The following is a 14,314-nucleotide window of genomic DNA, read 5'->3' as shown; positions in this document are numbered from 1 at the left end:
CCGCTGATCGGTTCCGGAGGCCGCCAGCAGGTCTTCGGACTCGGGATCGTCCGGACGGAGCGCCTTCCCAGGCCGGTCTCCCGGCCCAGTGGCAGTTGCCCCGCCCGTCACCCTCACCGCTGCGCGTCAGTTCCGGACTTCCACCGGATTCCCTGACCCGTGTACGTACAAGTACGCACAAAGGTACGACTGGCGTTCGGAAGCTATCACAGGAGGTGCACGGCCCGGCCGGCCGGGGCGAACGGGGCGGCCGGCGTCAGCGTTCCGCGTTGAGCGCCGCCACGGCGCCCTGCGCGTCGCCGATCGTGGTGTAGTCGACGGCGACGAAGGTGACCGGGCGGCCGCGTTCCCGCTCGCAGCGGTGCGCCCGGTCGAGCAGGAAGCGGCGCGCGTTGACCGTGCCCGCGTCGAGGCGGCTGCCGCCGTCGATGGTGATGAAGTGGTTGAGCAGGAAGAGCCGGCGGTCGTCGCCGCCGCGGTACGGGGCGCAGGTCATCGCGTCGGGGGAGCGGAAGGCGAACGGGGTCTCCATGCCGTAGCGGTAGAAGTTGCGGTACCAGTCCGCGGGCCCGTCGGCCTGTTCGGCGAAGACGACGAGGCGCCGGCCGCTGTCCGTCATCTCGCCGAGCGTCGGCCACGGCTTCGCGGGGTCCGGGTCGGGCGTGTGGATCAGATCGGTCAACCCGGCCTCGGTGAAGGCCTGTTCCGTGTCCTGTCCGCTGATCGCGTCCTGGATGATCAGCGTGACGACCTCCGTCGGATGCTCCCGCATCCAGTCGCCGATCTCCCGCAGCGTCGGCACCAGCGCGATCGCCCCTGCCCTGCACACCGAGTGGCACAGCCACAGCCCGTCGCGCGGCGGATTGAACCGGTTGACCGCGTCGGCGATGAACTCCCGCTGCGCGGACGTGAAGTCGGAGTCGGCGAGCCGCGCGGTGATCTCGTCGGGCCGCTCCCACCGGTAGGTGTCGATCTGCAGGGCCCGCACCCCGTCGTCCAGCTGCGCGGTGATCCCGGGGTCCTGGAGCGGCCCGATGAACCGGTCGACCGTCGTCGACATCGCGTTGTGCGACGTCAGGTACGCCACCTCGTCGTACGGGCGGTCGCAGAGCGCCGCGCTGCCCTGGCACACGCGTGGCGCCGCGGGGCTGGTCACGAGCGGCACGGCGACCATGCCCGCCACGGCGACGGCGGCGGCCCCCGCGCCGACCCCGACGATCCGCCGCGAAGGCAGGGCCCGCGGCCGCCGTACCCACAGATACCGGCCGACCCCGGTCAGCACGACTCCCGCGACCACCGGGACGGCCGCCGCGAGCAGCGCGGTGCCGGTGATGTGGCCGACGGCGCCGTGCTGCACGTCGTCGACGAGCCGGGCCAGGCTCGTCGGCCACTGGGCGGGCGGGTCGACGACGCGCCCGCCGGTGACGACCCGGATCACGGCCACGGCGACGGCGGCGAGCACCCCGCCCACGAGGAGCGGCTGTCCCAGCCGCGTCAGCCGCCGGTCGGGCCGCGAGGGGCCGAGGAACCACAGGGCCGTGAGCGAGACCAGGAGCAGGACGGCCGCCAGCGACTCCACCAGGCCGACCCCGACGGCCGTGTAGGGCCGCAGGCGGTGCAGCGCGGCGAGCTCGTTGCCGGACGCCGCCAGGGTCTCGGTGAGATCCCAGGTGCCGCCGCCCACGACGTCCTGGAGCTGCCGCGCCGCGTCCCGGGTGCGGTCCGAGACGACGGCGGGTGCCACGGCCGCGAGCACCGTGGCGATGTCCCCGTCGGCCAGCGCCGTCTCGATCTCGGGCCGCAGCGCCGCACGCTCCTCGGCGGGCAGGACGCGCAGCACCGCGTCGGCAGCCCACTCGGCCTGCTCCGGGGTCAGCGGCAGCGACGGCAGACCGTCCGGGACCCGCCCCTTTGACACCTCTTGCAGCGCCGTCGACAGATCGGCGGTGAACCGGTCGAAGTCGGGCTCGGCGCGGTCCTGGAGCCCGGCCACGAGATCACCGAAGTAGGTGTGGGCCAGGTCGTTGAGGTTGGCGAGGACCGGGCGTACGTCGACGGCCAGGACGAGCGAGGCGCGGTCGCCGTTGAGGTAGCCGACGACCGCCTGGATCTGCTGCCGGGTGAGCGCGCGGACGGTGTCCGGCGGCAGCACCAGCTTGATGTTCGAGGTGACCTTGGCCTCGGGCACGGACAGTCGGGCGAGGAGGTCACGGGTGACCGGGGCGGCCTCGGGGTCGACCAGGACCTCGTTGTAGAGCCGGTCGTACGCGTCCTGCTCGTCGAGGACCGACTCGTGGAAGGCGGGGGAGAGCACGGTGGCGCGGACCGTGGCCGTCGTGACGACGGTCAGCGTCGAGAGCGCGGCCACCACGAAGGCCACCACCCACCACAGCCGGCGCACCCCGCACCGCCCGGCGCCGGTCAGAAGTCGACCGGGTCGCGGACGATGGGGCAGGTCATGCAGTGACCGCCGCCGCGCCCGCGGCCCAGCTCGGCGCCGACGATGGTGATGACCTCGACCCCGGCCTTGCGCAGCAGCGTGTTGGTCTGGGTGTTGCGGTCGTAGGTGAAGACGACGCCCGGCTCCAGGGCCACGGCGTTGTTGCCGCTGTCCCACTGCTGGCGCTCGGACGCGTAGACGTCACCGCCGGTCTCGATGACCTGCAACCGCGGCAGCCCGAGGGACTTGGCCACCACGTCGACGAACGCCGCCGAGCCCTCGTCGACGATGTCCAGGCCGGGTGCCCTGTCGCTGGGGCGCAGCGAGAACGTGTGCACCGAATCCATGATCCTCGGGTAGAGCGTGACGATGTCCCGGTCGGCGAAGGTGAACACCGTGTCGAGGTGCATCGCGGAGCGCAGCTTGGGCATCCCGGCGACGATGACGTGCTCGGCCGCGCCCTTCTCGAACAGGGCGGCCGCGACCTGTGTGACGGCCTGCCGCGAGGTCCGCTCGCTCATACCCATGAGGACGACACCGTTCCCGACGGGCATGATGTCGCCGCCCTCGAACGTGGCCTGACCCCAGTCGCGTTCGGGATCGCCCCACCACACGGTCGACCCGACGAAGTCCGGGTGGAACCGGTAGACCGCTTTCATCAGCAGCGTCTCGTCGTGGCGCGCGGGCCAGTACAGCGGATTGAGGGTGAGCCCCCCGTACAGCCAGCAGGTGGTGTCCCGTGTGTAGAGGGTGTTCGGGAGCGGGGGCATCAAGTACTCGCGTACGCCTGTTGATTCACGCGCGAGCGACACGTACGGGGAGCGATGGTCGTCGGGCAGGTCGGTGGTGGCCAGGCCGCCGATCAGGTACTCGGCGAGCTGCCGCGGCTCCAGCGCCTCCAGGAACGCGCGGGTGTCGTCGATGAGGCCGACGCCGACCTGGTTGGCGACGATCTTCCGGTCGAGCAGCCAGGTCTTCGCCTCGGGGATCGCCATGGTCTGGGCGAGCAGGTCGTGCAGCTCGACCACGTCGACGCCGCGCCCGCGCAGCTTGTTGACGAAGTCGGCGTGGTCGCGCTGGGCGTTCTCCACCCACATCACGTCGTCGAAGAGCAGATCGTCCGCGTTGGTCGGGGTGAGCCTGCGGTGCGCGAGCCCCGGCGCGCAGACGAGGACCTTGCGCAGCCGGCCCACCTCGGAGTGGACGCCGTACGTGGCGGAAGCGGAGGTGTCTTGGTCAGTCACGGGGGTGCCTTCCGGGGATGAGCGGGACGAGGTGTGGGGCGGGTCAGAGACTGATCCAGCCGGCGGCCAGGGCCACCACGCCGAGCACGGCGCCGATGACGGAGACGGCCAGGATGACGAGTTCGCGCGGGGAGAAGACGCGTCTGCCCTGCTCGCGGCGGGCCATCACGAAGAGCACGGTGGCCGGGGCGTAGAAGATGAACGAGACGAGCACGAACTTCAGCCCGGCCGCGTACAGCAGGAACGCCGTGTACACCGTGGCGAGCGCGGCGAACACGAAGTCGCCCGACAGCCCGCTGCCGCCGCCGACGGTGCGCTCGTCCGGCCGGATCGCGATCTTCACGGCGAAGGCCGCGGCCAGCAGGAACGGGATCAGGGTGAGCGCGCTCGTCAGATCCAGCGCGAAGTTGAACGCGTCGTCCGAGAACATCGTGATGACCAGGACTACCTGGGAGAGGGCCGTCGACATCAACAGCGCGGGCACCGGCACGTCCTCGGCCGTCGAGCGGGCCAGGAAGCGGGGCATGTCATCGTCCTTGGCGGCGACGAACAGCACCTCGGCGGCCATCAGCGTCCAGGCCAGATAGGCGCCGAGCACCGACACGATGAGCCCGACACTGACGAAGACCTTGCCCCAGGTCCCCACCGCCTCCTCCAGGACCCCGGCCATGGACGGCTGGCGCAGCTCGGCGATCTCGCTCATCGGCAGGATCCCGTACGACACGATCGTCACCGAGGCGAAGACCGCGAAGACGCTGAGGAAACCGAGGATCGTCGCGCGCCCGACGTCCTCGCGGCGCTTGGCGTGCCGCGAGTAGACGCTGGCGCCCTCGACACCGAGGAAGACGAAGACGGTGGCCAGCATCGTGCCGCGGACCTGGTCGAAGAGGGAGCCCGCGTAGTCGGCGCCGCCCCAGTTCTCGGCGAACACGTGGGGCTTGAGGCAGAACAGGGCCAGCAGGACGAAGACCAGAATGGGGACGACCTTGGCGACGGTGACGATCCGGTTGATCGTCGCGGCCTCCTTCACCCCGCGCCGGATGAGCAGGTAGAACGCCCACAGACCGACCGAGGACAGTGCGACCGCCAGCAGGGTGTCGCCGTCGCCGAGCGCCGGGGCGATCGCGCCCACGGTGGACATGATCAGCACCCAGTACGTCACGTTGCCGACGCAGGCGCTGGCCCAGTAGCCGAACGCGGAGAAGAACCCCAGGTACTCGCCGAACCCGGCCTTGGCGTATGCGTAGACACCCGCGTCGAGGTCGGGTCTGCGCAGGGCGAGGCGCTGGAAGACGAACGCCAGCATGAGCATGCCGGTACCGGCGACCAGCCAGGCGATGAGCGCTCCGGCGACACCGGTCTCGTCGGCGAAGCGCCGCGGCAGCGAGAAGACGCCCGCGCCCACCATCGAGCCCACCACCATCGTGGTGAGCGTGAACAGCGGCAGTTTCGCCGCGGGCGGCGAGGGCGGCGTGGCGTCGGGGGCGGTGGCCTGCTCCATGTCGTCCCTCTTCCTCCGGCTCACTGTGGACGCTGTGGGTCCACGGGGACGCTCCGGCAACAGTCTTCTACCAACTTGTTAAGTACTGCACCTTTTAGGTGCATCGAGAGGCGTACGCCCGTATACGTCTCGGATGGCCGGGAAAGGAGAATTGTGCGCAGCATGGAGGAAGCTGGCCAGAAGCGCCCAGGAACAGGGAAGGGACCTGCAGGCATGCACTCCTCGTTGACCCCGGCCATTCTCAAGGAACTCCGGACCCAGCGGCCCTATCCGGCGGTGTCCCTGGCGATGCCCACCCACCGCACGCGACCGGAGAACGCGCAGGACCCGGTCCGGCTCGACAACCTCGTCCGCGAGGCCGTACGCCAACTGGACGCGGACCCCGGTGTCACCAAGGAACGCCGCGACGACGTGGTCGCCCAGTTGAACGAGGCGGTGGCCGAGACGGACCTCGCGCACGCGAGGGACGGCCTCGTCGTCTTCGCGGCGCCGGGCGAGCACCAGGTGTGGGCCGTGGACCGGGCGGTGCCCGAACGGGTCGTGGTCGCGGACACCTTCCTCACCCGCAACCTCGTCGCGGGTGACGCGGCGCAGAAGCCCTACTGGGTGCTGGCCGTCGCCGCCGACCGGATCGCGCTGTGGAGCGGGCGCGGTGACCGCGTCGTCGAGGAGGAGGGCCGCGGATTCCCGCTGACCCGCAGCCTGGAGGACCCGGACGTCGAGCGCAAGGAACAGATCGGCGACGTGCCGAGCACCTTCCGCGACGAACAGGCCCGCCAGTTCTTCCGGGAGGCGGACGCCGCGCTGGCCGCCGTCCTCGCCGCCGAACCCCGACGGCTCTACGTCACCGGTGAACCGGCCGCCCTGACCCTGCTCACCGAGAGCGGCTCGGCCGCGCAGGGAGCGGTCCACGTGCCCTTCGGCGGACTGGCGCACGGCAGCGGGGACGCGGTGGCCAAGGCGGTGGCCCCGGCCCGGGCCGCGGACGGCGAACGCGTGGTCACCGAGGCGCTCGCCGCACTCGACCGGGCCCGCGGCAGCAACACGTACGCCGCCGGCGTGGACGAGGTCTGGCAGAAGGCGTCGGACGGGCGGATCCACCGGCTCGTCGTGGAGGAGGACTACCGCGTCACCGTCCGGGCCGGCGAGGGCCACCTCGAACCGGCGGCCGACGACGACCTGGACGCCGTCCACGACATCGTCGACGAGATCGTCGAGTCCGCGCTGGAGACCGGCGCGGAGGTCGTCTTCGTCCCCAACGGCCAACTGGCGGACGCCGGACACGTGGCCGCCGTGCTGCGCTTCTGACCCTCGCCCCCCACCACGTCAGAGAGGAACCGATCGATGAGCGCAGGCAAGACGCCGGGGAGGCCCGGCGGCCGGATCGCCCTGGGGGTGTGCGCGGCCGTGGGCGTGCTGGCGCTCGCCGCGTGCAGCACCGACGACGGCAGCGACTCGGGGGCGACCGTCACGCCGCGTCCGACGGCCCCGAACACGTCGGACTTCTCCGGCGAACCGCCGTCCGCGCTGGCGTCGAGCGCCGCGTCGAAGAAGGCCGAGGTCAAGAAGTCGGCGTCGGCCGCGGCCGAGTCGGCGTCCGAACGGGCCCACGACTTCGAGGCGTCGGTCGCCGCCGACGTGGAGCGCAACCGCCAGGAGTTCACCAACGCGCTCAAGGACGTCGACGGCCAGGGCAACGCGATGAGCGACGTCTCCCTGACGGGCAAGCCCCTCGCGCAGACGAACGGGGTGCGCGCCCTCGTCGTCAACATCACCAACAAGACCGACAAGAAGGCCTCGTACGCGGTCCAGGTCGACTTCAGCGACTCCGACGGCAAGGTCGTCGAGTCGAAGGTCGTCGGCGCGCGGGAGCTGGAGCCGGGCGAGAAGGCCCAGCCGCTGGCCGTCAGCAGCAAGCCTCCGGAGCCGCACCTCACCGCGAAGATCGCGAAGGCGCAGCGGTACTGAGGCGGTACTGAGGCGGACGCCCGGGCGGCCCGCGGTCAGTGACGCGCCGCCCGGGGCCGGGGCCACGGCATGCCGTGCAGCCGCTCGATGTCCGAGTTGAAGCGCCGGAGGTGGCCGGCGAACGCCGCGATGTCCTCGTCGGACCAGTCGGCCATGATGCGGTCGAGACTCGCCACCGTGCCGGACCGCTCCTGGTCGAGGCGTCTGGTGCCCTCGTCGGTGATGCGGAACTTGCGGGCCAGGCCGCCGTCCGGATCGGGGATGCGCTCGACGAGACCGGCGCGCATGGCGGCCGCGGTCTGCCGGTTGAGCGTCGAGGTGTCGAGGCCGAACGCGTCGCAGAGCTGCCCGATGGACATCGGGCCCTCCACGCGGATCCGGCTGAGCAGGATGTAGGCGCTGCGGTCGAGGACGCTGTCCGCGCGGCGCCCCTTGCTCTTGTGCAGGTGCAGATAGCGGCTGAGCAGCATCTGCTCGAACTCCACCCGATGCGTGGGCTTGTCCACGTGGTCCCTTCCTCCGGTTCCTCCGCCCCACCATATGTATCAGACACGTAATGTGGTCCATACACACGACATGTACGATGCACAAAGGTGCTCCCGGACAGGTGTGCCTTTTTTCCTTTCTCTGTTTCGTAGAGGAGCTCCACCATGGACGGCCCTCAGCCGACCTCCCACTCGAGCGCGGTCGTCGCCACCCTGGCCCTGGCCGGCACGGTCGCGGCGATCATGCAGACCCTGGTGACCCCGCTGATCGCGGAGATGCCGCAGCTGCTGCACACCTCGTCGTCGAACGCCGCCTGGGTCGTCACGGTCACCCTGCTCGTCGCGGGTGTCTGCGTGCCGGTGTCCGGACGCCTCGGCGACCTCATCGGCAAGCGGCGGATGCTGCTCGTCTGCGCCGTGCCGCTGATCGTCGGATCGGTCGTGTGCGCCCTGTCGTCGTCCGTCGTGCCGATGATCGTCGGGCGCGGTCTGCAGGGCATGGGCATGGGCATGGTGCCGCTCGGCATCGCGCTGCTGCGGGACGTCGTCCCGGCGGAGAAGCTCAGCGGTTCCATCGCCCTGGTGAGCGCCTCCATGGGCATCGGCGGCGCCATCGGCCTGCCGCTGTCCGCCGCCGTCGCCCAGTACGCCAACTGGCGCGTCCTGTTCTGGGGTTCGGCCGGCCTCGCCCTGGTGATCGGCGCGCTGATCTACTTCGTCGTGCCGGACGTCCCGGCCGGTGCCAAGGGCCAGCGGTTCGACGGACTCGGTGCGATCGGTCTCGCCATCGGTCTGGTCTCCCTGCTCCTGGCGATCTCCAAGGGAGCCGACTGGGGCTGGGGTTCGGGCACCACGCTCGGCCTGTTCACCGTCGCCGTCGTGGCGCTGCTGGTGTGGGGCTGGTGGGAGCTGCGCACCCGCGACCCGCTCATCGACCTGCGCACCACGGCCCGCCCGCGCGTCCTGCTGACCAACGCCTCCTCGATCCTCATCGGCGTCGGCATGTACTCCTTCATGCTGATCGCGCCGCAGCTGCTGCAGTTCCCCGAGGCGACCGGCTACGGCCTCGGCCAGTCGATGCTCGCCGCCGGTCTGTACCTGGCGCCCGGCGGCGTCATGATGATGATCGTCTCCCCGCTCGGCGGAAAGCTGATCAACGCCCGCGGCCCCAAGGTCGCCCTGGTCTGCGGCGCGCTGGTGATCTCCGCCGGATACGGTCTCGCGCTGTTCCTGATGGGCTCGGCCTGGGGCCTGATGATCGTCGGCATCGTCATCAACAGCGGTGTGGCGCTCGCCTACGGGGCGATGCCCGCCCTGATCATGAGCGCGGTCCCGCTCTCCGAGACGGCGGCCGCCAACGGCTTCAACGCCCTGATGCGCTCCCTCGGCACCACGATCGGCGCCGCCGTGATCGGTGTCGTCCTGGCCCAGATGACCGTGAACCTGGGCGGCTACACCATCGCGTCCGAGGGCGGCTTCCGCACGGGCCTGGTGATCGGCTCCGCGGTCGCCCTGGTCTCCGCCGCCGTCGCGGCGCTCATCCCCGCGCTGCGCGACGGCGAGGGCGCGGCGGCCGGCGAGCAGCCGGCCACGAGCGACCAAGCCCCGGCCCGCGCCTGAGTCCTGCGTCCTGACTCCGGACTCCGGACTCCTGACTCCTGACTCCGGACTCCGGACTCCGGACTCCGGGCTCCTGAGTCCTGAGTCCTGAGTCCTGCGTCCCGACGCCGTACGACGGCCCGTGCGCGGTCCCTTCCCGGACCGCGCACGGGCCGTCAGACGCTGTAGCCCCCGTCGACCGCGAGATGCTGCCCGGTGATGAACCCGGCCCGGTCGGACGCCAGGAACGCGACGGCCTCGGCGATGTCCTGGGCCGAGCCGAAGCGGCGCAGGGGGATGTTGCGGCGGGTGACCGCGAGCGCGGCGTCGTCCAGTTCCCCGCTCTCGATCAGGCGGGCCGCGTTCCCGTCGGTGAGCATGCCGGGGCCCACGCAGTTGAACCGCACCCCGTAGCGCCCCTCCTCGGCGGCCAGCGCCCGGACGACCGCCTCGATCGCGCCCTTCGTACCCGTCGACAGACCGTCGCGCACCGGATAGCGGCGGGTGGCGGCCGTGGTCACCGCGACCGCGTTGCCGCCGTGCTCGCGCAGTGCGCCGAGCGCGGGATGGACGAGCTGGTAGAAGGCCAGCGCGTCGGCCTGCAACTGCTCCCGGTACCGGGACGGGGGGACCTGGCTGAGATGCGTCATGGGCACGTGCGGACCGGCCGCGTAGACCAGCGTGTGCACGCCGCCGAACGCGTCCAGGGTCTCCCGCACGGCCGCCGCACCGTCCTCCTCGACCGTGAGGTCGGCCCGCAGGGCCCGGACGTGCGCCCCCGGTGCCGCCCACTCGTCGGTGAGGGCCCGCGCGGCACCCTCGTTGGAGCGGTACGTGAAGGTCACCGCCGAGCCGCGCCGGGCCAGGGTGCGGACGATCGCCGCTCCGATGGCCCCGGTTCCGCCCGCGACCAGCGCGGCGCCCTTGCGGTCGGCGAAGTCCTGCTCGGACACGGCAACTCCCTCACGGATGCGGCGACTCACGGACCCCCGTGTGTAGCCGCAACCGCCGAAGAGGTGAAGGGCCGTGCGGCTACATACCGCGGTCCGTCACAGGACCTCGGCCAGCGCCCTCAGCGCGGCCCGGGGGTCGGGGCCGGCCGGGGCGAGGACGGCGCTCGTGACGCCCGCGTCGAAGAGGGCCTCGATCCGCGCGCGGACCTGCTCCGCCGTGCCCGTCAGCGCCAGCCGCGCCGCCCACTCGTCCGGGATCGCCCGCGCGAACTCCCGTGCGTCGGCGCTGGTGCGGCGCAGTTCGGCGAGCTCGGCGTGGAAGTCGAGCGGCGCGATGTGCGGACGCCAGTCGGGGTCGCCGAGCGGTTCGAGGGCCGGGCGGGCGGCGGCGAGGGCGGCGCGCGGGTCGTCGTCGACGACGGCGACGTTGTAGGCGGCGAGCCGGTGGGGCCGGTGGGCGGCGATGCTGCCGAGGGCCGCGCACACGTACTCGGGGGTGACCGGTTCGGCGAGCAGCGTGCCGTCGGCGACCTGCCCGGACACGGCGAGCGACTTGGGGCCGCGCACCCCGGCCAGGACGTCGGGGACCTGCTCGGGCAGGGCCGACGCGTCGAGGCGGACCCCGTCGAGCCGGACGTACCGGCCGTCCGTGGTGACGGACCCGCCCGCGAGCAGCGCCCTGAGCGCCTCGACGTACTCGCGCAGCAGCGTCAGCGGGCTGGCGGGCCAGGCGCCGACGCCGCGCATCCAGTCGGGCATGCCGTGGCCGACGGCGAGGTCGACGCGGCCGGGGTGCAGCTGGGCCAGCGTCGCCGCCTCCATGGCGGCGAAGGCGACGTTCCTGGCCCCGGCGGGCAGCAGGCCGACGCCGACCCTGATCCGGCGGGTGTGGGCGAGCACGGTGGCGGCCTGGGCGAGCCCGCCGCGGTAACCGAGGTCCTCGACGACCCACAGCTCCCCGAACCCGTAGGCGTCGGCGTCGCGCGCGTAGTCGACGAGGTCGTTCAGGGGGATGTCGCGGGGGAGGAGGACACCGATGGTGCCGTCCGGTCGGGTCATGTCAGGTCTCCGCTCGTGGTCGGTCGTCGGTCGGCACGGCCCGTGTCGTCCGTCGTGCCCGTACTGTCGTCGCCGCCGGAGTGGTGGGTTCCCGGCGGGTCGTCGGGGGCCGGTCCGCCGTGACCGGCCGCGGTGCTGCGGGAGCGGGTGTCGGCGGCCGGGGCGAGCAGGACGGCCGAGGCGACGAAGACGAGGACGACGACCATGGCCGAGCGCAGCCCGTAGTGATCGCCGAGGAACCCGAGCGCCGGGGGACCCACCAGGAAGGCGACGTAGCCGATCGTGGCCACCAGGCTGACCCGGGCCGTCTGGTCGGGCCCCGAGTCGCCCGCCGCCGAGAGGGCGACCGGGAAGCCCAGGGAGGCGCCGAGTCCCCAGAACAGCACGGCGACCGCGGCGACCACGGCGCTGTCCGAGAAGATCACCAGGATCAGCCCGACCGCACCGGAGACCGCGCTGGCACGCACGACGGCGGCCCGGCCGAACCGGTTGAGGAAGAACGTGCCGCAGAACCGCCCCACCGTCATCGCGGCGGCGAAGCCCACGAAGACGAGCGAGCCGAGCGCGGCGTCCAGGCCGTGACCGTCGACCATGAGCAGCGGCAGCCAGTCGTTGGCGGCGCCCTCGGCCAGCGCCATGGCCAGCACGATGGCGCCGATCAGCAGGAGCTTGCCGTCCTTCCACACCGGCGGGCCCGACCGGCGTGCCGCGCCCGGCTCCCCGGCCGCGGCGCTCAGCCCGGTGCCCGCCGGCACCGACCGCAGCCCGTGCACGAGCAGGGCGACGGCGATCACCGCGACCGCGATCAGATGCCAGTGCGCCGGGAACGCGGCCGCGGTCGCCGCCATCCCGACCGCGCCGCCGACGACCGTGCCGAGGCTGAAGCACCCGTGCAGCGTGGGGAGCACAGCGGCGCCGGTGAGGCGCTCGACGTCCGCCCCGTCCACGTTCACCGCCACCTCGCCCGCGCCCATGCCCGCGCCGAACACCCACAGGCCCGCGGTGACCAGCGGGGCGGACGGGATGGCGGTGCCGGTCCCGATGACGACCATGCTCGCGACGATCAGCGTGGTGCCGAGCGCGATCACGGGCCGGGTGCCGAACCTCGACACCAGCCGTCCCGAGCAGAGGATGCCGCTCATCGAGCCGACGGACAGGCCGAACAGGATCAGCCCCATCTGTCCGGTGGACACGCCCAGTTGATCGCGGATGTCCGGGGTCCGGGTGACCCAGGAGGACATGGCGATGCCGGGCAGGAAGAAGAACAGGTACAGGGCCTGACGGCGGCGGCGCACGGCGCGGTCTGTCACAGGGGGCTCCGCTGGGTCCGGAAGAATGGTCCGGTGGCGGGAGGTCCCGGCGCCCACCGAGTATGCACAAATGTACACACCCGACCGGGTGCCGGAGAAGATCGGAAGGACCACCGAAACCGGTTCGCCCGCCCCTTCCGGTGCCGAGCAGAGAGAGCGGACAACGGCGATGACCGGCAGCACCCGCGGCCCCAACGACCCCCGGCGGCGCGAACGCATCCTCGACGCGGCCCTCGACGTCATCGCCGAACACGGCGCCATCAAGGTGACCTTCCGCAAGATCGCCGCTGCCGCCGGGGTGCCGCTCGGCTCGCTCACCTACTACTTCGACGACATGCAGCACCTGCTCACCGAGGCGTTCACCCGCCTCGCCGAGTCCGTGTCCACCCGCTACGGTGCCCTGCTGGCGGCGGCCCGTACGCCCGAGGAGGCGCAGGACGCCGTCGTCGAGATCATCTGCGGCAAGGTCTGGGGCACCGACCGCAACCTGCTGCTCAGCTACGAGCTGTACGCCTTCGCCACCCGTCACCCCGAACTCCGCACGGTCATGCGCTCCTGGATGCAGGCCAGCCGCGAGTCGCTGTCCGCGCACTTCGACCCGCTGACGGCACGGGCGCTCGACGCGCTGGTCGAGGGCTTCTCCATCCACAACTCCGTCGATCCCCAGCCCACGGACCGCGCGGGCGTGGCAGCCATCGTCAAGGCGGTGGCGGACGGTTCGGCCCGGCGCGGCTGAGCGGTCGGATCGCGCGGATGCGGGCGGTCAGATCACGCGGAAGAGGTCGGCGGCCGCGTGCACGTCGGTGAAGTCCTCCACGCAGCGGAGGTTGTCGCACAGCGCGTCGAGGACCGAGCCCCGCGCGGCGGCCGGCGCGGCGCCGACGGCCACGCCGAAGACCCGGAAACCCAGCCGCTGCCGGGCCTGCTGCCAGGCGCGCATCCACTCCTCGGTGACCTCGCACTCGTCGTCGGTGAGCATCACGATGTCGCCGCGGGCACGGGCTTCGTCGTCGAACTCCGCCTCCAGCAGCGCACGCGCCTCGGTCAGCGGCCGCTGGTAGCTGGTACCGCCGCCGAGGAAGGTCTCCGCGAAGTCGACGACCCGATCGATGTCCGCGGACTCGCCGGCCGGGAAGCGGAACACCCGGAGCCGGTCCGTGGCGGAGAACAGGATGCCGACGAAGTCACGCCCCGCCTCACGGGCCTGGTCGAGCAGGGCCAGCGCACACGCCTTGGACCACGCCTCCCGGGTGACACCGCCCGGCCCCTGCGCGTACATCGAGTGCGAGGTGTCGACGCACGCGATGACGGCGCCGCGGCCGGCCGGCCGCTCGCCCCGCGTGTCGTACAGCATCAGTTCCCCGGCGGCGTAGCGCGCGGCGAACACCGCACGCAGCGCGGGCAGTCCGAGGTGGGCCAGTTCGGCGGGGACGACGCGGGAGAGGTCGTCGCCGAGCGTGACACCGACCAGTTCCCCGGCCTCGCTCTCCGTCCTGCGGGCGCGTTCGCCCGCGGCCATCCGCCGGAAGCGGCCGATGAGCCGGGCCCACTCGGCGAGGCGGCCGGTGCGCAGCCGCTCGGCGAGCCGGGCGCGCCGGTCGAACGGCATCCGCTCCAGCTCGCCGCCCCCGACACCCCAGGCCCGCATCAGGTCGGCCTCCTCGCGCACGGCCCCGGCGGCCTTCGCCACGCCGCTGCGCGCGGCCGCCCGGATCCCGGGCACTGCCGCCGAGAGGGACTGGGCGGCATCCTCGG

General features: G+C 72.3%; 12 protein-coding genes and 1 riboswitch. Of the genes, 4 read left to right on the top strand and 8 right to left on the bottom strand.

Annotated elements, in window-relative coordinates; translation table 11 throughout:
- Positions 1-7: 7 nt before the first annotated feature.
- Positions 8-209: riboswitch (cobalamin riboswitch) on the bottom strand.
- Between the two features lie 47 nt (positions 210-256).
- The 3 genes from RBJ77_RS15935 to RBJ77_RS15925 are packed head-to-tail and all read right to left on the bottom strand — an operon-like array spanning position 257 to position 5,185.
- Positions 257-2,401: a hypothetical protein gene (locus tag RBJ77_RS15935; RefSeq protein WP_372345627.1), complete on the bottom strand. Its 2,145-nt coding sequence runs from the start codon at positions 2,399-2,401 to the stop codon at positions 257-259.
- Positions 2,402-2,421: 20 nt separating this feature from the next.
- A complete protein-coding gene (locus RBJ77_RS15930) occupies positions 2,422-3,684 on the bottom strand; it encodes an arginine deiminase (RefSeq protein WP_372345626.1) in 1,263 nt (420 codons plus the stop codon).
- Positions 3,685-3,727: 43 nt separating this feature from the next.
- A complete protein-coding gene (locus RBJ77_RS15925) occupies positions 3,728-5,185 on the bottom strand; it encodes a basic amino acid/polyamine antiporter (protein ID WP_372345625.1) in 1,458 nt (485 codons plus the stop codon).
- A gap of 213 nt (positions 5,186-5,398) precedes the next feature.
- Between RBJ77_RS15925 and RBJ77_RS15920 the strand changes: the two genes are divergently transcribed.
- Positions 5,399-6,493: a chemotaxis protein gene (locus RBJ77_RS15920; RefSeq protein WP_372345624.1), complete on the top strand. Its 1,095-nt coding sequence runs from the start codon at positions 5,399-5,401 to the stop codon at positions 6,491-6,493.
- Between the two features lie 36 nt (positions 6,494-6,529).
- Positions 6,530-7,153 (top strand): hypothetical protein, encoded by a 624-nt coding sequence (locus RBJ77_RS15915; RefSeq protein WP_372345623.1) that lies wholly within the window; start codon positions 6,530-6,532, stop codon positions 7,151-7,153.
- Between the two features lie 35 nt (positions 7,154-7,188).
- Here RBJ77_RS15915 and RBJ77_RS15910 read toward each other — a convergent pair whose 3' ends face one another.
- The gene (locus RBJ77_RS15910) at positions 7,189-7,623 is read right to left on the bottom strand and encodes a MarR family winged helix-turn-helix transcriptional regulator (protein ID WP_372345763.1); all 435 of its coding nucleotides are present in this window, start codon (positions 7,621-7,623) and stop codon (positions 7,189-7,191) included.
- A 180-nt stretch (positions 7,624-7,803) separates the two neighbouring features.
- On the opposite strand from RBJ77_RS15910, the gene RBJ77_RS15905 reads away from it, so the two are divergent.
- Complete coding sequence (locus RBJ77_RS15905; protein ID WP_372345622.1) at positions 7,804-9,258, top strand: MFS transporter; 1,455 nt, start codon at positions 7,804-7,806, stop codon at positions 9,256-9,258.
- A gap of 155 nt (positions 9,259-9,413) precedes the next feature.
- Here the strand turns inward: RBJ77_RS15905 and RBJ77_RS15900 are convergent, their stop codons facing one another.
- From RBJ77_RS15900 to RBJ77_RS15890, 3 genes are all read right to left on the bottom strand, one after another.
- Positions 9,414-10,190, bottom strand: a complete 777-nt coding sequence (locus tag RBJ77_RS15900) for an SDR family NAD(P)-dependent oxidoreductase (RefSeq protein WP_372345621.1) — start codon at positions 10,188-10,190, stop codon at positions 9,414-9,416.
- A gap of 96 nt (positions 10,191-10,286) precedes the next feature.
- Complete coding sequence (locus RBJ77_RS15895) at positions 10,287-11,249, bottom strand: LLM class flavin-dependent oxidoreductase (protein ID WP_372345620.1); 963 nt, start codon at positions 11,247-11,249, stop codon at positions 10,287-10,289.
- Entirely contained in the window at positions 11,246-12,559 is a 1,314-nt protein-coding gene (locus RBJ77_RS15890) for an MFS transporter (protein ID WP_372345619.1), read from the bottom strand. The genes RBJ77_RS15895 and RBJ77_RS15890 overlap by 4 nt, the downstream gene beginning before the upstream one ends.
- A 169-nt stretch (positions 12,560-12,728) precedes the next feature.
- On the opposite strand from RBJ77_RS15890, the gene RBJ77_RS15885 reads away from it, so the two are divergent.
- The gene (locus tag RBJ77_RS15885) at positions 12,729-13,295 is read left to right on the top strand and encodes a TetR/AcrR family transcriptional regulator (protein WP_372345618.1); all 567 of its coding nucleotides are present in this window, start codon (positions 12,729-12,731) and stop codon (positions 13,293-13,295) included.
- Positions 13,296-13,322: 27 nt separating this feature from the next.
- Here the strand turns inward: RBJ77_RS15885 and RBJ77_RS15880 are convergent.
- A partial coding sequence (locus RBJ77_RS15880; RefSeq protein ID WP_372345617.1) for a VWA domain-containing protein occupies positions 13,323-14,314 on the bottom strand: 992 nt, incomplete at its 5' end.

Source organism: Streptomyces sp. KL116D, from assembly GCF_030766975.1.
In the GTDB taxonomy this organism is placed as follows: Bacteria; Actinomycetota; Actinomycetes; order Streptomycetales; family Streptomycetaceae; genus Streptomyces; species Streptomyces longispororuber_A.
The sequence above is the reverse complement of the archived record's forward strand: the minus strand, read 5'-3'. Positions and strand labels throughout refer to the sequence as shown.

Coding starts and splice junctions, on each gene's coding strand:
- RBJ77_RS15885 (WP_372345618.1), top strand. CDS start 12,729: ATGACCGGCAGCACCCGCGGCCCCAACGACCCCCGGCGGCGCGAACGC.
- RBJ77_RS15915 (WP_372345623.1), top strand. CDS start 6,530: ATGAGCGCAGGCAAGACGCCGGGGAGGCCCGGCGGCCGGATCGCCCTG.
- RBJ77_RS15920 (WP_372345624.1), top strand. CDS start 5,399: ATGCACTCCTCGTTGACCCCGGCCATTCTCAAGGAACTCCGGACCCAG.
- RBJ77_RS15905 (WP_372345622.1), top strand. CDS start 7,804: ATGGACGGCCCTCAGCCGACCTCCCACTCGAGCGCGGTCGTCGCCACC.
- RBJ77_RS15925 (WP_372345625.1), bottom strand. CDS start 5,185: ATGGAGCAGGCCACCGCCCCCGACGCCACGCCGCCCTCGCCGCCCGCG.
- RBJ77_RS15895 (WP_372345620.1), bottom strand. CDS start 11,249: ATGACCCGACCGGACGGCACCATCGGTGTCCTCCTCCCCCGCGACATC.
- RBJ77_RS15910 (WP_372345763.1), bottom strand. CDS start 7,623: ATGCTGCTCAGCCGCTATCTGCACCTGCACAAGAGCAAGGGGCGCCGC.